The sequence below is a fragment of the Streptomyces sp. NPDC041968 genome (genome assembly GCF_055589025.1).
This window is the reverse complement of the sequence record NZ_JBVJCB010000007.1, coordinates 408753-426218: the sequence shown is the minus strand read 5'-3', so window position 1 is coordinate 426218 and position 17466 is coordinate 408753. Positions and strand designations below refer to the sequence as shown.

The 17466-nt window shown below is 73.8% G+C and carries 17 protein-coding genes; 4 read left to right on the top strand and 13 right to left on the bottom strand.

Annotated elements, in window-relative coordinates; all coding sequences use genetic code 11:
• Positions 1–215: 215 nt before the first annotated feature.
• Positions 216–491 carry a hypothetical protein gene (locus tag ACZ6EG_RS19915; protein WP_391972227.1) on the top strand — a complete coding sequence of 92 codons (276 nt, stop codon included), beginning with the start codon at positions 216–218 and terminating at the stop codon, positions 489–491.
• Here the strand turns inward: ACZ6EG_RS19915 and ACZ6EG_RS19910 are convergent.
• The gene (locus ACZ6EG_RS19910) at positions 423–1394 is read right to left on the bottom strand and encodes a cytochrome c oxidase assembly protein (RefSeq protein WP_469606148.1); all 972 of its coding nucleotides are present in this window, start codon (positions 1392–1394) and stop codon (positions 423–425) included. The genes ACZ6EG_RS19915 and ACZ6EG_RS19910 overlap by 69 nt on opposite strands.
• On the bottom strand, positions 1394–1951 hold the full coding sequence (locus tag ACZ6EG_RS19905; protein ID WP_356605148.1) for a DUF2243 domain-containing protein: 558 nt from the start codon (positions 1949–1951) through the stop codon (positions 1394–1396). Before ACZ6EG_RS19905 ends, ACZ6EG_RS19910 begins: the two co-directional genes overlap by 1 nt.
• A gap of 260 nt (positions 1952–2211) precedes the next feature.
• Between ACZ6EG_RS19905 and ACZ6EG_RS19900 the strand changes: the two genes are divergently transcribed.
• Positions 2212–2649: a PPOX class F420-dependent oxidoreductase gene (locus tag ACZ6EG_RS19900; RefSeq protein ID WP_391972229.1), complete on the top strand. Its 438-nt coding sequence runs from the start codon at positions 2212–2214 to the stop codon at positions 2647–2649.
• Positions 2650–2656: 7 nt separating this feature from the next.
• Here the strand turns inward: ACZ6EG_RS19900 and ACZ6EG_RS19895 are convergent, their stop codons facing one another.
• The 7 genes from ACZ6EG_RS19895 to ACZ6EG_RS19865 form a co-directional block, all read right to left on the bottom strand.
• Positions 2657–4783 (bottom strand): MMPL family transporter, encoded by a 2127-nt coding sequence (locus ACZ6EG_RS19895; RefSeq protein ID WP_391972230.1) that lies wholly within the window; start codon positions 4781–4783, stop codon positions 2657–2659.
• Between the two features lie 141 nt (positions 4784–4924).
• Entirely contained in the window at positions 4925–5431 is a 507-nt protein-coding gene (locus tag ACZ6EG_RS19890) for a MarR family winged helix-turn-helix transcriptional regulator (RefSeq protein WP_391972231.1), read from the bottom strand.
• A 70-nt stretch (positions 5432–5501) separates the two neighbouring features.
• On the bottom strand, positions 5502–5963 hold the full coding sequence (locus ACZ6EG_RS19885) for a hypothetical protein (protein ID WP_469606142.1): 462 nt from the start codon (positions 5961–5963) through the stop codon (positions 5502–5504).
• 92 nt (positions 5964–6055) lie between these two features.
• Complete coding sequence (locus tag ACZ6EG_RS19880) at positions 6056–6388, bottom strand: DUF3140 domain-containing protein (protein ID WP_469606140.1); 333 nt, start codon at positions 6386–6388, stop codon at positions 6056–6058.
• Between the two features lie 7 nt (positions 6389–6395).
• On the bottom strand, positions 6396–6623 hold the full coding sequence (locus tag ACZ6EG_RS19875; RefSeq protein WP_391972233.1) for a hypervirulence associated TUDOR domain-containing protein: 228 nt from the start codon (positions 6621–6623) through the stop codon (positions 6396–6398).
• A gap of 98 nt (positions 6624–6721) precedes the next feature.
• Complete coding sequence (locus ACZ6EG_RS19870; RefSeq protein ID WP_469606210.1) at positions 6722–8023, bottom strand: NAD(P)/FAD-dependent oxidoreductase; 1302 nt, start codon at positions 8021–8023, stop codon at positions 6722–6724.
• 395 nt (positions 8024–8418) lie between these two features.
• Positions 8419–9420, bottom strand: a complete 1002-nt coding sequence (locus ACZ6EG_RS19865; RefSeq protein ID WP_469606136.1) for an NADPH:quinone reductase — start codon at positions 9418–9420, stop codon at positions 8419–8421.
• A gap of 490 nt (positions 9421–9910) precedes the next feature.
• Here ACZ6EG_RS19865 and ACZ6EG_RS19860 point away from each other — a divergent pair, with 490 nt between their 5' ends.
• Complete coding sequence (locus tag ACZ6EG_RS19860; protein WP_469606132.1) at positions 9911–10573, top strand: fascin domain-containing protein; 663 nt, start codon at positions 9911–9913, stop codon at positions 10571–10573.
• A 175-nt stretch (positions 10574–10748) separates the two neighbouring features.
• Positions 10749–11138: a hypothetical protein gene (locus ACZ6EG_RS19855; protein WP_391972236.1), complete on the top strand. Its 390-nt coding sequence runs from the start codon at positions 10749–10751 to the stop codon at positions 11136–11138.
• A 304-nt stretch (positions 11139–11442) separates the two neighbouring features.
• Here ACZ6EG_RS19855 and ACZ6EG_RS19850 read toward each other — a convergent pair whose 3' ends face one another.
• From ACZ6EG_RS19850 to ACZ6EG_RS19835, 4 genes are all read right to left on the bottom strand, one after another.
• The gene (locus tag ACZ6EG_RS19850; protein ID WP_391972237.1) at positions 11443–11790 is read right to left on the bottom strand and encodes an acyl carrier protein; all 348 of its coding nucleotides are present in this window, start codon (positions 11788–11790) and stop codon (positions 11443–11445) included.
• Between the two features lie 94 nt (positions 11791–11884).
• Positions 11885–15088, bottom strand: coding sequence for an amino acid adenylation domain-containing protein (locus tag ACZ6EG_RS19845; RefSeq protein WP_469606127.1), 3204 nt, complete (start codon positions 15086–15088; stop codon positions 11885–11887).
• Positions 15085–16131, bottom strand: a complete 1047-nt coding sequence (locus ACZ6EG_RS19840; protein WP_469606124.1) for an alcohol dehydrogenase family protein — start codon at positions 16129–16131, stop codon at positions 15085–15087. The genes ACZ6EG_RS19845 and ACZ6EG_RS19840 overlap by 4 nt, the downstream gene beginning before the upstream one ends.
• Positions 16128–17465 (bottom strand): condensation domain-containing protein, encoded by a 1338-nt coding sequence (locus ACZ6EG_RS19835; RefSeq protein WP_469606122.1) that lies wholly within the window; start codon positions 17463–17465, stop codon positions 16128–16130. Before ACZ6EG_RS19835 ends, ACZ6EG_RS19840 begins: the two co-directional genes overlap by 4 nt.
• Position 17466: the final 1 nt, after the last annotated feature.

The window sequence follows — 17466 nt, the reverse complement described above, 5'->3', positions numbered from 1 at the left end:
ATGACGTGTCTGCCGTCGGCCCCGCCTACCCAGGGACGGTGCGAGCATGGCGCCTGACCGGATTCGCCCCGATCAGTCAGATGATGTCTGCTCATATGCCTTTGGGTGGGTTCAGTGCGTTTGCCTGATGGTTGCGGCATCTTCACTCGGGACCGGCCATCACCGGCGCCGGGCCGGGCAGCCGGGAGGAGTCGTCCACCGGAGGGGGCCCCGGCGTGGTTGTCGTCGCCGTCCTGCTGCTGCCCGGCCTGGGGCTGCTGCTGTACACCATGACCTGCCTGGAGGACCGGCTCTTCGGTGATCCGGACTCGACCGCCCGGCACGCCCGGCGCCGCCATCTGCGACTGATCCCCGGGGGCGGAGCCGGCGGCCCCGCGGCCAGGCGTTCCGGGCCGGCCGGGCAGCAGGCCGCCGCGCACCGGTCAGCCGGACGCCGGTCGGCCGGACACGGGGCGGCCGGACGCCGGTCGGCCGACCGCGACGCCGCCTGAGCCGGGGCCGCCGCGCACGGATCCGCGGACCGGCCGCCCGCGACGGCGCCCGCGCTCGGGCCGCCAGGTGGCCACCAGCGCCGCGGCCAGCAGGAGTTCGGCGAGGTCTCCCGCGTAGTACATGATCTCCGCCGCCTGCCGCACCTGGTCGACAGGTGCGCGGACGTGGACGAAGAGCCCGCCGTACATCGCCTGGGCGATGAGGGCGTGGGCGGCGATAGCGACGCCCAGGTACACCAGCCGGGCCGGTACGCCGGGGCGACCGGGAGCCGGGTCGGGGCCGGCGACGGCGTACGCGAAGAGGCATCCGGAGGCCAGGAAGTGGGCGTTCATCAGCCAGTGCCCCGCGGGGTGGCCCATCGCCGCCTCGTACAGCGGGGTGAAGTACAGCAGGCCGAGGGTGCCGGTGCTCAGTACGAGCGCGGCGGCGGGGTGGGCGACCAGGCGTGCGGGGCGGCTGTGCAGCAGCGAGGTGATCCGGCGGGCACCGGCCGGTGACAGGGCGCGGAGCGCCAGGGTGACCGGGGCGGCCAGCACCAGGGCCGGCGGGGCGTACATGCCGATGAGCATGTGCTGGGCCATGTGCCCCCGGAAGTCGGTGTGTGCGGCCGGCCCCAGCGGGGGCAGCAGGGCGACGGCCACCACCGCCAGCCCGCCGAGGAACGACGCCGTCCGCCAGGCGCTCCAGCCCCGGGCGGGGTTGCGGTGCCGGGCCCGGCGGACGGCCAGCAGGTACCCGGCGGCCGCGACCAGGACGAGGGCGAGGACGAGCACGGTCGGCGCCGCCTCCAGGAGGCCGCCCGCGGTGCCCGGGTCGTCGTGGTGCGCGGGGTGCGCGGGGTGGACGCCGTCGTGCGGGGCGTGGGGTGAGCCGAGGGACGAGCCGAGGGGCGAGTCGTCCATCAGGCGCGGCCCTCCGTGCGGCGCGGAGCCTCGGGGTCGAAGGGCTGTCCGCCGCGCTGGAGCAGATGCCCGCCGGCCACGAGCAGGGCGCCGAGGACCAGGAACCCGGCGTCCCACCATGCCTGGTGGGGGCCGCCGTGGACGTGGTGGATGCCCAGGACGTGGTGGTCCAGCACGCCCTCGACCAGGTTGAACAGGCCCCACCCGACGAGGATCCAGCCCCACAGCACCCGGGAGGCCCACACCGCCCGCCGGTGGTGGGTGACCCGGGAGTACAGGAGGGCCAGCCCCAGCAGGACCGAGAGCCAGCACACCGTGTGGAAGACGCCGTCCCACACGGTGTTCATCTCCAGCCCGGAGACGGTGTGCGGGTTGTAGTACTTCACTCCGATGCGGTCGTGGTTGGTGCTGGTGAGCATGTGGTGCCACTGGAGGAGCTGGTGGAGGAGGATGCCGTCGACGAAGCCCCCGAGTCCGACCCCGAGGACGATGCCGGGCAGCCTGATGCTGTTCGGCGCCGTCGCGGCCGCTCGGGTCTCCCCTGTCGTGCTGGCCATCGCCTGTACTCCGTCCCGTCGGCGTGCGCGGACCTTCGGGACACGGCTTCCCTCCGGGCGGCCTCCTGTCACGCGCCGGCCGGATCCTTCCGCCCTTTCCCGTCAGATGTGCCGGTGGCTGACCCGGCCCTTGCGCGGCCCGGTCCCCCGGCCATCGGGGGGGTGCGCGCCGCCGGTGCCACCCCGGTCGCGCACACTGGTCGGGCCGGCCCCGGCGCCACCACCTCCGGGCGCCGCGGCACCCCACGTGAGGAGATGCGATGAACACCGAGGAACTGCACGAGGCGGACGCGGAGTTCGTGGAGTTCTGGCGGGAGCGCCGGGTGTGCTTCCTGTCGACGCCGCGCGCCGACGGGAGCCCGCACCTGGTCCCGGTCGGGGTGACGTACGACCACACCACCCGTACGGCGCGGGTCATCACGAGCCGGGGCACCGCGAAGGTCCGCAACGTCGAGCGGGCGGGGCGTCCCGTCGTCGCCGTGGGCCAGGTGGACGGCAGGCGCTGGTCCACCCTGGAGGGCGTCGCCACCGTGCGGGACGACGCCGAGTCGGTCCGCGACGCGGAGGCCCGGTACGCGGACCGCTACCGGCAGCCCCGGGCGAACCCGGAGCGGGTCGTCATCGAGATCGCCGTACGGCGCTGCCTCGGCACGGTGCGCCCCCTCGCACCGGCCGGGGCGGACGCCCGACGCGGCTGAGTCCGGGTCAGCCGCCGTCGGTGGGGCGGTCGGCCGGCGTGCCGGACCGCTCGCCCGGCTCCTCCCGGGAGAGACGGCCGGGCCACCACGCGACGGCGCCGATGTCGCGGGCGAGCGCCGGAACCAGCAGCGAACGCACCACCAGCGTGTCCAGCAGGACGCCGAAGGCCACGATGAAGGCGATCTGCACGAGGAACGCCAGCGGGATCACCCCGAGCGCGGCGAAGGTGGCGGCGAGGACGACACCGGCCGAGGTGATCACTCCGCCGGTGGCGGTCAGGCCCCGCAGGATGCCCTCCCGCACGCCGTGCTGGAGCGCCTCCTGCCGTACCCGGGACATCAGGAAGATGTTGTAGTCCACGCCGAGGGCGACCAGGAACACGAACCCGTACAGGGGCACGGAGGCGTCGGTGCCGCTGAAGCCGAACACATGGGTGAAGACGAGAGCCGAGACGCCCAGGGTGGCGAGGAAGTTCAGCGCCACCGTGGCCACCAGCAGCACCGGCATCAGCAGGGAGCGCAGCAGGGCGATCAGGATGACCAGGATGATGCCGAGGACCACGGGCACGATGAGCGTGCGGTCGTGTGCGGCGGTGCGCTGGGTGTCGTACTGCTGGGCGGTGTAGCCGCCGACCAGGGCGTCGGCCCCGGGCACGTCGTGGACGGCGGACCTGAGCCGGGCCACCGTGTCCTTGGCGGCGTCGCTGTCCGCCGGTGCCTGGAGCGTGGCGTCGATCCGCACCCGCCCGTCGACCACCTTGGGGTCCGCGCCGCCGGGCCGGCCGGAGGCGGTCACCGCGTCCGCGGAGGCGATGCCGCGGGTGTCGCGGGCCGCCGCGAGGACGGGATCGAGCCGGTCGGCGTCCGCGATGACGACGGCGGGGTTGCCGGAACCGCCCGGGAAGTGCCGGGCCAGGGTCTGCTGGGCGGCGACGGAGGGCGTGTCGTTGACGAAGATCTCGTCCAGCGGGACGCCCTTGGACGAGAGGCCCGGCGCGAAGGCGGCGCAGGCGATCAGCGCGGCCAGCGAGACGGCCCACACCCGTCGGGGCGCCCGGTCGACCAGGGCGGCGATGCGGTGCCACAGGCGGTGCCCGGCCTCCGGGTCGCCGGCCCGGACGGGCTTGGCCGGCCAGTAGGCGGCCCGGCCGAGCAGGACCAGGACGGCGGGCAGGAAGGTGAGGGTGCTCAGCACGGCGCAGACGATGCCGATGGCGCCGACGGGTCCGAGCGCGCGGTTGTTGGTCAGGTCGCTGAGCAGCAGCGCGAGCAGGCCCAGGGCGACGGTTCCCGCGCTGGCGACGACGGCCCCCCAGGAGGCGCGCAGGGCGGCGCGCACGGCGCCGAAGCGGTCGGGGTGCAGGGCCAGTTCCTCGCGGAAGCGGGCGGTGACCAGCAGCGCGTAGTCGGTGGCGGCGCCGATGACGAGGATGGAGAGGATGCCCTGGACCTGCCCGTCGACGCGTACGACGCCGCGGTCGGCGAGCGCGTAGACGATCGCGCAGGCCAGCCCCAGCGCGAAGACGGCGCCCAGGATGATGACCAGGGGCAGCAGGACGCTGCGGTAGACGAGCAGCAGGATCACCAGCACCGTGATCAGCGCGACGCCGAGCAGCAGTCCGTCGATGCCCGAGAACGCGTCGGAGAGGTCTGCCTGGGAGGCCGCCGGGCCGGCCAGTTGCGCCCGGGTGTCCGGGACCCGGTCGGCGGCCGCGCCGATGCGTTCCAGCACGTCGGGCAGGCGGTCACCGAGGTCGGGCTCGACCTGGACGACGGCCTGCAGTGCCTCGCCGTCCTCGGACGGCAGGGCGGGTGTCACGGGGCCGGCGACGCCGGGCTCCCCCTCCAGGCCGGCCACCGACCGGGTGGCCTCGGCCCGGTGGCCGGTGACGGCGCCGCCGCCGTCCGCGGTCCACACCACGATCACGGGAAGGGTCTCGTCCTGCTGGAAGGCCTCCTGCTCGTCGATCACCCGGGTGGACTCGGCGCTGCGGGGCAGGAAGGCGGCCTGGTCGTTGGTGGCGACCTCGCCGAGCTTCCCCGCGTACGGTCCGAGCGCACCCCCGATGCCGAGCCAGGCCAGGAGCAGGACGACGGGGACGAGCCAGCGGGCGCGTCGGGAGGGGATGGACATCGGTGTTCAGGTCTCCTGGAGCTCAGAGGCGCGGAAAAGTGACTCGATCATAAACAATCTCAATGATTGAATTACTTGGGTCCTCGTGACACGCCTACTACTGCCCGCGCCCCTCCCCCGGATGCACCACGCGTGCGGGAATCAGCGCTCGTCCGTCCGGACGAGCCCCAGCTCCTCGTTCATCGCCGCCATGAAGCGGAGCACGACCGCCAGCTCCCCCTCGTCGAAGCGGGTGCAGGCGGCGGCTGCCGCGCCGGCCAGCGGACGGAAGTAGCTCCGGGCCGCCGCGCGCGCCTCGGGCACGTAGTGCAGATGGACCACGCGACGGTCGGCGGCCTCCCGGACCCGGCGCACGTGCCCCGCGCGCTCCAGCCGGTCCACGCAGGCCGTGACCGCTCCCGAGGTGAGCCCGAGGTGCTCGCGGAGCCGGCCCGGCGTCATGGGCTCCTCGGCGTCCAGGATCGCCGCGAGCGCCTGCACGTCGGTGGCGTGCAGACCGTGGGTGCCGGCGAAACCGTGCACGAGGCGGTTGATCTCGCCGTTCATCCGCCGCATCCGCGCGGCGAGTTCCTGCAGGTCGCCCGCCTCAGGCCCGGTCCGGGTCCCCCGTTCGTGCGCGTGCTGTCCGCGCTGGTTCGCTGTCGACACGTGATCAGCGTATAGAAGGCCCGTCGTGTGCGGCCGCGCGTCCACCGCCGGGACCCGCAGACCACTGCCGTCAGGCGAAGGGGGCGTTCGGCCGCCGGGTGCCGGGGCTGTCGGGGCGAGCCGTGTGGTCCGGGTGGCCCCGGGTCCGGCGGGTCTCCTTCATCTCCGCCTCGAACAGGTGGTCGCGACCGTCCGCGAGCCGCTCCACCGCCTCGCGCTCCAGGTTTTTGAACGCCTGGTAGTACGTCCGGTCGTAGGCCTCCACGATCTGGAACGTCCAGTGGCCCGGGATGACGTTGCGCCCCAGGATCTCCCGCTCGACCCGCTCCGCCCACTCCGGGTGGCCCGCCTTGCGCAGCAGTTCCACCGCGCGGTCCAGTTCGAGGTCCGCCGTGCCGGTGAGCTGGTGGAAGGAGAACAGGTGCCCGCGGGCACGCTCGGTCGTCTCCAGGGCCTTGGACAGTGATCCGAGGGCCGCCACCGTGTCGTCGTCGAGACCTTCCGGGCGCTGGTGCGCGTCCTGTTCGTCCATGTGCCGCAGGTTCCTTCCGTCGATGCGCTGGTGCTGTGCGGGCCTGGCGCCGTGCGGGGCCTCGAAGGGGGGCGAGGCGCGTGGGCGCGCCGTCAGGCCAGTGGGTCGTGGCCCCAGTTCATGAGCGAGTACCGCCACTTGGTGTCCTGGACGTCGCCCGAGGGGCGCTGGGCCAGGTGCCGGCGGATGTAGCCGACGACCTTGCGCATGTGGCGGTAGTCGTCCTCCGTGAGGTCGCCCTTCTTCGTCCGCTGGATCTCCACGATCCGGCGGCCGGACGCGTGACCGGTGGACTCTCCCCCGTCCTGGTGCTGTCCCACGTCCCTGGACCGGTCGGACTCCAGCCATTTCTCCAGGTCGGCCGGCTTCATGTTCACCAGCTCCTGGAAGCCGTCCCAGGTCTCCTTCTGCTCCTCGGCGTCCACGGCCGCCTCACTTCTTCTTCAACGAGGACGGCTTGTGCACCGCGGACTTCCCGGACTTGTCACTGCGGACCTCGTACTGCGGGTCGTCGGGGGAGGCGTCCACCGTGCGGCCCGCGGCCTCGGTCCGCTCGGTGATCTTCTTCTCGACCTCGCCCTCGGTCGTGGTGCCGTGGGTGCTCCAGCTGACCTCGTCGCCCTTCTTCAGGTGGTCGCCCTTGTCGCGGTTCTTCGCCATGTCGTGCTCCTTCGTACGTCGGTCGATCCGGACGGCGGGGGCTCGCCGGTCGTGTCCGGCGCCTGGCTCGCCGCTCGTCGCGGGGACGGGAGGGCGGGTCACGGCGGTACGCCGTCCCTCCCGGTGTTCGCGGGAAGCGCGTCCGTCGGATGCGGTCGCGCCCACAGGTCCGCCAGGACGTCCCGCGCCGCCCGGCTGCCGGAGGCCAGCGCGCCCTGGACCGATCCGGTGGCCCGGTGGTCGCCGCAGACGTAGCGGCCCTCGGACCAGCGTGTGGTGCGGCTCAACGGCCACGGGGGACGCATGACGGGGAGCGCGCCCTCGACGGTGTACGTGGCGACCGACCGCCAGTCGGCCGTGTCCGTCTCGTACAGCTGTGCCAGCCGCCGCCGGACGCCGTCCTCCCGGCCCGGCGCGTCCGCGCCCAGGACCGACGTGGACACCAGGGCGGTGCCCGGCGGCGCGTAGGTGGGGCTGACCTCGGTCAGCACGCAGGTGTTCAGGACGGCCAGCGTGCTGTCGACCACGAGGATCGGCTCCGACAGCGGTGAGCGGTCGGTGGCGTGGTAGTAGGTGGTGACGGTCCGGCCTGGCGGTACGTCGAGTCCCGGCAGCAGCCGGGCCGCCGTCGCCGCGTCGGTGGCCACGACCACGGCGCCGGCCCGCAGCTCGGTGCCGTCCTGGAGGACCGCGCCCCGGTCGGTGAGGCTCCGTACGGGTGACTCGAGTCGCACGGTGCCCTCGGGGAGCCGGGCGGCCAGCAGCCGCGGCACGCTGCCGATCCCGCGGGCCGGCAGGCAGAGCGTGCCGCGGGCCGTGCTGCGCCACACGAGGTGGAAGAAGCGGGCCGACGTCTCCAGCTCCGGCTCCAGGAACACCCCCGCCAGGAAGGGACGCAGCAGGTGGTCCACCGCCTCGCGGGACAGTCCGCTGCGCGCCAGGGCCTCGGCGGTGGTGCGGTCGCGGCCGCGCTTCAGCAGGGCGGCCGGGGCCACCACGTCCCTGGCGGTGAGGCCGGTCAGGGCGGCCAGGTCCCTGGCCCCCAGGGCCCGGCCCGGCAGCAGCCGGCCGGCCTCGCGCGGGCGGCGGGTCGGGTCGGTGAGCCGGACGACGCCGGACGGCGTGTGGGCCAGCACCCCCGGGGTGAACGGCCGCAGTCCGAGTCTGCGCAGCGGCAGCCGGCGCCGTACCTGCGGATAGGCGGTGTTGAAGACCTGGAAGCCGCGGTCCAGGAGGAAGCCGTCCCGGCGGTCCGTGCGCATCCGTCCGCCGACCTCGTCGGAGGCCTCGTGGACCGTCACGTGCAGGTTGGCACGGCTGAGGTCGAAGGCGCAGGCCAGCCCGGCGAGACCGCCCCCGACCACGAGGACGTCCGGTTCCCGGCCGTGCCCGTTGCTCATCATGCGCGCTCCTTAGGCTGTGCACCAGCGTGGACCCGGTGCCGGGGTTCCACCACTCGGCCGCGGACCGCCGACCGCCGTGCGACGGCCGGGCGAAGGTCCGGGTCCCCGGTTCGGGGGCGTCGATCCGGCCGTCCGCCGCGGATCCGTCCTGGGCGCGGCCCGGGCCCCGCCGTCCGGGGGACGCCTCGCCACCGTCGCCGTTCCAGGAGCAGCCCGTTGCACACCAGCGCAGCGACCCCGGACAGCCCCTACGAGCGGATCGACGAGCACCACTGCAAGCCCACCGCGCACTCGGGGGGCGGGGAGCGCGGAAGAAGCGTGAGGCGCGCGGTCCGCGTCCCCCGTGCCGGGCTCCCCGCCGGAACGGACCGGGATCGCCCCCCGCAGGACGATCAGGAGGGGGTGAGGAGCAGGCGGCCCCGGACCTCGCCCGCCTCCAGCCTGCGGTGGGCCTCCGCCGTCATCGCCAGCGGCAGTCGATTGCTGATGCGCGGACGCCACGGCGTGTCCCGCAGGAGGCCCACGACGCCCTGCGCCGCGTCGGCGAGGTCCGCCGTCGTGGCGTTGCTGATGGCGAAGCCCGCGATGGCGGCGTCCTTGGTGTAGAGCCGGCCCAGCGGCAGCGCGGCGGCGCCCCGGCCCAGTCCGACCATCGCGACCAGGCGTCCGCCTCGGGCCAGCACGTCCACGGCGTCGGCGAGCACCCCGCGCCCGGACGTGTCCAGGTGCACGTCGTACCCGTCCGGAGCGGCGCGGCGCACCTTCTCGGCCAGGTCGGGCGACCGGTGGTCGAGGATCTCGGCGGCGCCGAGGCCCAGCACCGCCTCGGCGTCCTCGGCGCGCGCGGTGGCGACCACGCGGGCCCCGGCCCGGGCCGCCAGCGCCACGGCGGCGCTCCCCACGTTCCCGGCGCCGCCGCCGACGTAGACGGTCTCCCCCGCCCTCAGCCGACCGTGCCGGAACAGGGCGAGATGGGCCGACGCCGCCGGGTGCGCCGCGGCCACGAGGTCCTCCCCGGCGAGGTCGGACGGCGCCGCGTAGAGCCGTTCGGCGGAGACCGTCGCGTACTGGGCGCAGGCTCCTTGGCGTCCCTCGTGCCCCAGGCTGTCGCACCACACCCGCTGCCCGGGCACGAAGCCCCCGGCGCCGGGTCCCGCCAGGGCGACCTCGCCCACCAGGTCCCGGCCGACGACGAAGGGGAACGGCAGCGGCGTGGCGTACGCGCCGGAGCGCACGAACGTGTCCACGGGGTTCACCGCCACGGACTCGACACGCACGAGCACGTCCGTGGGCCCCGTGGGCGGCACGGGAAGCTCTCCGTGACGGATGTGGTCCGGGGGGCCGACGGAGTCGATGTACGCCGCCCGCATCACGTCGGGGACGGGGCCGGTCATGACCTCATGCTACGAACCGGCCGTCCACCGCGCAGTGGTGCGGGGCCGGCGTCGGTGGCGCTTCGGTGGCGGGTCACCCGCTCCCACTCCGGCGGATTCGGGCGGTGAGTGTCCGGTCGGAAAACGGCGCCTTGCCCCTGCATTAACGAGGACCTGCGCGATTCGGAATTTAGGTCTGTTCCGTACGCTCTTCACCGAACAACCGACAGAATCGTTCCGAAACACACGTCGGCATCACTATGCTGAGAGCGCTTCGCCGAATCGGCGCAGCGGCTGCCCAGGCGCCCGGGGAGGGGGGCCGAAGCAGTTTCGGGGGGTGCGGAGAAATTCGGGGGATCTCGTCGCCGGGGGCTCAATTCATTTCGTGTGCAGCGGCCTTTTCCGTTCCTGCCGCGAAAGCCCCGCGAAGGCAACCGTGAATCCGTCGCGGGCCTTTTGCCCGCCGCCCCGGTATCCGTTTGAGGAAAGCTGAGGAAATACTGTGAGACGCATGACCTCCGTCCTGCTGTCCCTGAGCGCCGTGCTGGCGACCTCCGCACTGGTCGCTCCCGCGGCCGGGGCGGCCCCGGAAGCCGACCGGCCGGTCGCCGCGCCCGCCGGCTGGGAGGTGGTGGACGCCGCCGGTCTGGCTCGGATCACCGAGGAGACGGCCGCCCGGAAGGCCCCCCTCGCCGGGGAACTCGCCGCGGAAGCGGCCGCGGAGCCCGAGCTGCTGGCGATGCAGTCCGTCCGCAACGGCCGGTTCGTGGCCACCGAGGCGAACTACGCCGCCCCGAACACCGGTGTGCTGCGCGCCCGTTCGGCCGAGTTCGGCGGCTCCTGGGAGGGCTTCTCCTTCGAGTGGGACGAGGCCACCGAGACCTACGCCCTGAAGTCCCTGGCGAACGACCGCTACGTGGCGGTGGAGAAGAACTACACCGGCAGCGCGCAGAACGTGCTGCGGGCCCGCTCCACGAGCGTCGGCGGCTGGGAGCGGTTCATCGTGTACTACAACGAGACCCTGGACCGCTGGGCCCTCCAGTCCACACTGAACGGACTGTTCGTCACCATGGAGAACGGCTACACCGGTTCGCTCCAGTACGCGCTGCGCGCCCGCTCCGCCGAGCCCACAGGCTCCTGGGAGGAGTTCGTCCTCTACGGCATCGGCGCCTGACACCCGCAGGACCGACCCGTAGGACCGACCCGCCGGAGCCCGGGCAGGACCGGGCGCCGGCGGGTCCGGTCGCGGCGCCGGGCTCGGCACATCGGTGGGCGATCCGCACGTTTTGCCGTTTTTCTCCTGGTAACCCGGTGCGGGAGCCCATCCCTCATGTGACGAGGTGAGAACCATGCTGGTGCTGGGACTCCTGCTCATGGCGGGCGCCGCCGCTTTCGCGGGACTACTGATCGCGTACAACCTGTCCGGCGGTCCGGACTACACGGTGACACTGCTGGGCAGCCAGCCGTTCACGGTCAGCACACTCGGGGCGTTCCTCGGCGGCATCGCCCTGACCCTGATCTTCGGCCTGGGCATGTGGATGCTGCTCGCCGGAACGGCGCTGGCGCGCCATCGCGGCAAGAAGCGCCGCGGGGAGAGGGAGACCGCCCGGCGGGCCACCGCCGAGCGCGACGAACTGGCCGGCCGCATGGACGGCGGAGCCGGAACGGGGGACGGTGCGCCGGACCGGCGCGGCCCCGCCCCGCACCGACCGAACTGGCTCCGACCGCACAGCCACTGAGGCGGTCGGGAGGGCCGACTCGGCGCGGGTGCCCCGTACAGTCCCGCCCCTGGAGCCGGAACCGGTCCCCGTCCCCCGCGACCCGCACTCGCCCGCGTGACGGCCCTGCCATGGCCACCCTGGCTGCCACGAGAAGGTCGGCGCCGATCATGCCCGTGATGACGGTCGGGCGGCGCTGCGGTGGCTCCCGGCCTCCGGGCGGATCAGCCCGGCGGCCGGCGGCGGCACCGTCCGCGCCCCCCGTCGGCGGCAGTGAAGGGCACTCGGCCGGGGCGCCGGACGCCCCGGCCGGATGCCGTGCCGGTCAGCGGGTTCCGTTCGGCCTGCCGTAGCCCTTCTCCGCCAGGAACTCGGCCTGGCCCATGGGAGTGGCGTTCTCGAAGAGACGGTTGAGGAGTTCTCCCTCCCATTCCACCGACTCCACTTCGCCGACCCCGTACTCCGCCAGGATCCTGCCTATGGCTTGAAGGGCTAGCAGCGAGTATCCGCCGAGTTCGAAGAAGTCACCGTGGTGCACGTCGATCGCCTCGGCGTCCGCCTCCAGCACCTCCGCCCAGATCCCGCGCACCACCTCCGCCGCCGCTTCCGCGTCACCCGTCAGATGCCGGGCCTCTCGGTCCGTCAGGGTGGCGGAGACGTGGGTCCTCGCCATGTCTGCCATATTCGCCTTGTCCGCATTGTCCGTCACAGTTCCTCCATGGGTCGCCGTAAGGGTCCGGTCGTCGGGGCAGGGGCTCATCAGTTCCTCATAGCTCGGTCTCGGGCCGCTCGGCCAGCGCGGCGAGCAGCGGGGGGAACGCCGAGGTGAGGCGGCCGGCGGTCGCCTCGTCGTAGCGGGCCAGGTCGTACTCGAGGACGCCCGCGAAGCCGCCGTCCGCGTCCTCCTCGAGCATCACGGTGACGTCGAACTTCGCCGAGCCGGTGTCGACCCGCACGGGCTCCGCGACCAGACCGGGGAGCTCGGGCGCGCGCACCGAGAGGCCGCCGTAGGAGAACATCAGCTGGAACAGCGGGGTGCGCTGCCGGTCGCGGGCGGGCCGGAGCTCCCGCACAACGCGGTCGAAGGGGACGTCCTGGTGCTCCAGCGCCCCGTACACCACCTCCCTGGTCCGGCGCAGCAACCGCCGGAACGTGATGCGCGGAGTGAGGCGCACCCGCAAGGCCACCGTGTTGGTGAACAGGCCGATCATCCCGGCGGACTCCGGCCGGCCACGGCCCGACACGAGGGAGCCCACGACCAGGTCACGGGCCCCGCTCTCCCGGTGGACGAACGCCAGGAAGCCGGCGAGCAGCACCGTGTAGGTCGTGGCGCGCTCACTCGCGGCCAGCTCCCGCAGGCGTGCCGCGACGCCGGAGCCGACGGAGAACGGGCAGGCCAGTCCCGCCGAGGGCGGTCCTGCCGCGTCACGTGTGGGCGACAGTGCCGTCCGGGCCGGAGCGCCGTCCAGCACGCCCTTCCAGTAGGTGAGTTGTCCGTCTGTCGCGACCGGGTCCGGCGCGGCCTGCCGGGACGCGTACGCGGCGTAGGAGACCGGCAGGGACGGCAGCCGTGCCGGCACTCCGGTCAGGGCCTCCCGATAGAACTCCGGCAGTTCCCGGAAGAGGACATCGATCGACCAGCCGTCGAAGACGATGTGGTGGAACACCAGCGCCAGGAGGTGGTCGGTCGGGCCGGTGCGCAGCAGGTCCGCTCGCACCAGGGGGCCCCGGGCCAGGTCGAAGGGGGCGGTGGCCCGTTCGGTGAGGACCCGGCCCGCCTCCTGCCCCGGGGCGTCGGACAGGTCGGTGATCCGCAGCGGGAGGACGGCGGCGCCGGGCGGGGCCACGCGCTGCACGGGGTGTCCGTCCTCCGTTCCGATGGTGACGCGCAACGCCCCGTGCCGCCGGACGACCTGCCGGAGCGCGTGCTCCAGAGCGGACGGCACCAGCTCGCCCCTGAGGCGCAGGACCACCGGTTCGTTGTAGGCGGCGCTCGTCGGCACCATCCGGTACTGGAGCCACATGCGCAGTTGGGAGGAGGTGAGGGGCACGCTCTCCGGTTCCGTGTCCGCGCCACCCTCCCCGCGCGTGCCGGGACCCGCGCCCGGGTCCGCCGTGGCCTCGGCGTCGCCCGCGCGACGCAGATCCGCGGCGACGCGTGCCAGCGCCCGCGCCGTCGGCGCGTCGAACACCGTGCGCTGGCGTACGTCCAGGGCAAGCGCCTCCCGCAGACCGGCCGCGATACGGGTGGCCGTGAGGGAATCGCCGCCGAGGGCGAAGAAGTCGTCGTCGGGACCGACCAGGGGAAGGCCGAGGGCCATCGCGCACACTCCGGCAACGGCCGCCTCCAGCGCGGTGTGTGGCACGGCGCCGTGCGGCGGGTCCGGTTGCTCGTCGAGGGGGAGGTGCGGCAGGGCGCGGCGGTCGACCTTGCCGTTGGGATTGAGCGGGAGGTCCGCGACCGGAAAGAGGCGCGCCGGCACCGATGCCCGGGGCAGGACGGCCGCGAGGTGGGCGCGCAGGCCCACCGGATCGTCGCCGTCCTCCCAGACCACGCAGGCGCACAGCTGCCGCGTTCCGGCCGCCGTCGTGCGCACGAACACGGCGCTCGCGATGACGCCCGGATACGTGCCGATCGCCGACTCCACCTCACCGGGTTCGATGCGCACACCGTGGAGTTTGATCTGGTGGTCGGCACGTCCGAGGAACTCCAGCACACCGTCGTCCCGGCGGCGTACGAGATCGCCGGTGCGGTACATCCGGTCGCCCGGCCGGTCGGCGTACGGGTCGGGCAGGAAGCGTTGCGCGGTCGCTTGGGGCCGTTTCAGGTATCCGCGCGCCAGGCAGTCACCGGCGAGGTACAGCTCGCCGGTCCGGCCGTCCGGTACCGGGCGCAGACGCTCGTCGAGCAGCCGCACCCGCACGCCGGCCAGCGGGGTGCCGATGGGCAGCCGGGGCCAGTTCCCCACCTGCACGGCGTCGTGGGGCGCCTCGTACAGGAGTTGGGAGACGGTGCCCTCCGTCGCGCCGTACTCCTGTACCAGGCGCACCCCCGTGGGCAGCCAGTCCGCGACGCGGTGGACGGAGACCTGCTCGCTGCCCACGACGAGCAGCCGCAGCGAGGCGGGTGGGCGTGGGGTGCCGTCGTCGTCGAGTTCCCGCAGCCACTCGTACCAGTACGCGGGAGTGAGCTGCAGGACGGTGACGCCGTATCGCTCCACGGCGGCGGTCAGCCGGGCGCTGTCCGCGAGCGCCTCGTCAGGATCCATCACCAGACAGGCCCCGGCGGCCCAGGTGGCGAGCATCTCCTCGGCGGCCACCGAGAAGCCGACGGAGGCGAACTGCAGGACGCGGTCGCCCGGCCCCAGGTCCAGGCGCAGCGCGATCTGCCGGGCCAGGTTGGCGAGCGGGCCGTGTTCGAGCGCGACGCCCTTGGGCGTCCCGGTCGACCCGGAGGTGTAGGCGATCCACGCCAGGTTCCGCGGACGGGGCACGGCGGTGCCCTCCTGGCCGCTCCCGTCCCCTCCGTCGCCCTCCCCCGCACCGTCCAGGCACAGGACGGTTCCCGGGTACGCCGTGGCGTCGAAGGCCGGCCGTCGCTGGGCCAGGACGACCGGGGCACCGCTGTCCTCCAGGGCGAGCCTTTGCCGCTCGCGCGGATGGGTGGGGTCCAGGAGCAGGCACGCCCCGCCTGCCTTGAGCACGGCGAGTACCGCCACGGCCAGTTCGACGGAGCGGGTCAGGTGCAGGCCCACGGGCACGTCGGGGCCGACGCCGAGGCGGCGCAGGCGCGCGGCCAACCGGGCGGCGCGGCGGTCGAGTTCCGCGTAGCTGAGCCGCCGGTCGCCGCAGAGCAGGGCGAAGGCGTCCGGCGCGTCGCGGGCGTGCCGCTCCACCTCCTCGTGCGCGCAGCGGTCCCGGGAACGGGCCGTGCCCCCGTCCGCCGCGGGGGCGGTGGTGGAGAGGCTCACGGGATCAACACCACCTTGCCGACCGCCCCGGAGTCGAACAACCGGAACGCCTCCGGGGCCTCGGCCAGCGGCATCCGGTGTGAGACGACGAAGGTGGGATCGATCCGGCCGCCCCGCACCAGGTTCATCAGCGGCTCACGGTCGCTGATCGGGTCGCCGACGGCGAAGCGCACCGTGACCTCCTTGGCGAACGCGAGTCGTGTCGGCAGGGGCATGGCGTCGGAGGCGTGGGCACCCACGGCGCACACCACCCCGCGGGGCCGGACCGCGTGCAGCGCGGTCAGCAGCGCGTCGTCCGTGCCGACGGCCTCCAGTACGGCGTCCGCGCCACGCCCGTCGGTCAGGTCGGCGATCTCCCGGGCGGCGTCGGGCCCGCCGGGCACCGGGTGGGCGCCGCGTTCGGCGGCCCGTCGGCGCCGGCCCTCCAGCGGGTCGACGGCGAGCACCCGGGCCGCGCCCAGCGTCCAGGCGGCCTCCAGGGCGAGCAGGCCCACGGGACCGCAGCCCACCACGGCGACCGTGTCCCCCGGCCGCACCCCGGCGCCCACGGCGCACGCGTAGCCGGTGGCGAGGACGTCGCCGATGAACAGCGCGCGTTCGTCACCGACGTCGTCAGGGATCGGGAACAGGACCACGTCGGCGAAGGGCACCCGCACGTACTCGGCGTGCCCTCCCGCGTATGCCCGGGCTCCCACTACGGTGTCGTAGCCGAACAGGCCGACCCGGTCGCACTGGTAGTGCCAGCCGTCGTGGCAGGACCGGCACCGGCCGCACGCGATGATGTCCGACGCGACGACCCGGTCGCCGGTCCGCAGGCCGTGCACCTCGGGTCCGACGGCCTCGACCACGCCGGTGAACTCGTGGCCGGTGACCGTGCCCGGCGTGAAGCCGGCGATCTCGCCGCGGTACGGGTGGAGGTCGGTGCCGCAGATCGCACTGCGAACGACACGGACGACGGCGTCCCTCGGGTCCTCGATCCGGGGCACGGGCAGGTCGTCGGCAACGGCCACCCGGCGGGTGCCGTGCCACTGCAGCGCTCTCATGTGTCCTCCGGTTCGCGGCAGGCGGCGTCGAGCACCTGGCTCAGGTCGTCGAGCAGACGGCCGGCGACGGTGTCGTCGTACTGGTCGGGGTGATGGGTCAGCAGGGCCCGCAGCCTGCCTGCGTCCTCGTAGAAGCCCAGGTCCAGGGGGTAGGGCGAGAAGGGATCGTGGTCGACGAGTGTCACGTCGAGCCCTTCCAGCGCGGGCGGCACCTCCGGCGTGGTCTGGAAGGAGACGCACACGCTGATCACCGGCCGGAACCCGGGCCGCCACAGCCCCAGGTCGGCGGTGAGCCGCTCGAAGGGCACGTCACGGTGGGCATACACGCCGAGCAGGTTGCGGCGGACCTGGTGCAGCAGGTCACGGAACGCTCCGTCCTCCGTCACCCTGGTCCGCACGGGCAGCATGTTCACGAAGAAGCCGACGGCCTTCTCGAACTCGGCCCGGGTACGGAACCCGCCCCGGGTGGCGACGAGGATGTCGTCCGTGTCCACGTACCGGCGCAGCACCCGGGTGAACGCGGCGAGCAGCAGCATGAACACGGTGGCGCGCTCACGGCGGGCGGTGGCCCGCAGCCGGTCGTACAGGGGCTGCGGGAAGGTCAGCCACCTCGTCCGCGGAGGCCGTGCGTCCCTCGACGGCGCGGGACGGGCCAAGCTGAGCGTGGGCAAGGGGGTCACGTCCGCCAGCGCCTGTCGCCAGTAGGCGAGGTGTCCGGGGTAGGCCGGCCCCGTGAGCCAGGCGTGCTGCCAGCGCGCGAAGTCCGCGTACTGGGTGGGCACGGGCGGCAGGGGGGAGGGCTGCCCGACCAGCCGTGCCGCGTAGAGCCGTTCCAGTTCCCTCAGAAGCACCGCCCACCAGGACCAGGCGTCGGAGACCAGATGGTGCAGGGTGATCCGGACGATGTGCTCACGCGGGGCCAGTCTGAGCAGCACCGCCCGTACCAGGGGGCCGTGGGCCAGGTCGAACCCGCGGCGCAGGTCCTCGGCCAGGAACCGGGCCGCGGCGTCCTCGCGTTCCGCCGCGGGAAGCGCGGTGAGGTCGGTCAGGGGCAGCGGTACAGGGAGGTCCGGGGCCACAACCTGGACGGGCCTGCCGTCGACGACGGGAAAACACGTGCGCAGCGCCTCGTGGCGGCGGACGAGTTCTTCGATGCTCTCCCGCAGCGCCGTCACGTCCAGTCCGCCGGTGAGGCGGAAGGTCATGGGGTCGGCGTACCGGGTCGTGCCGGCGCGGCGCTCCAGGAACCACATGCCCTGCTGGGCGTACGACAGGGGGAGGCCGGCGCCGTCCCGTGACGCGGCGCGCTCAGGCGTCCCGGTCCTGTTCCTCATG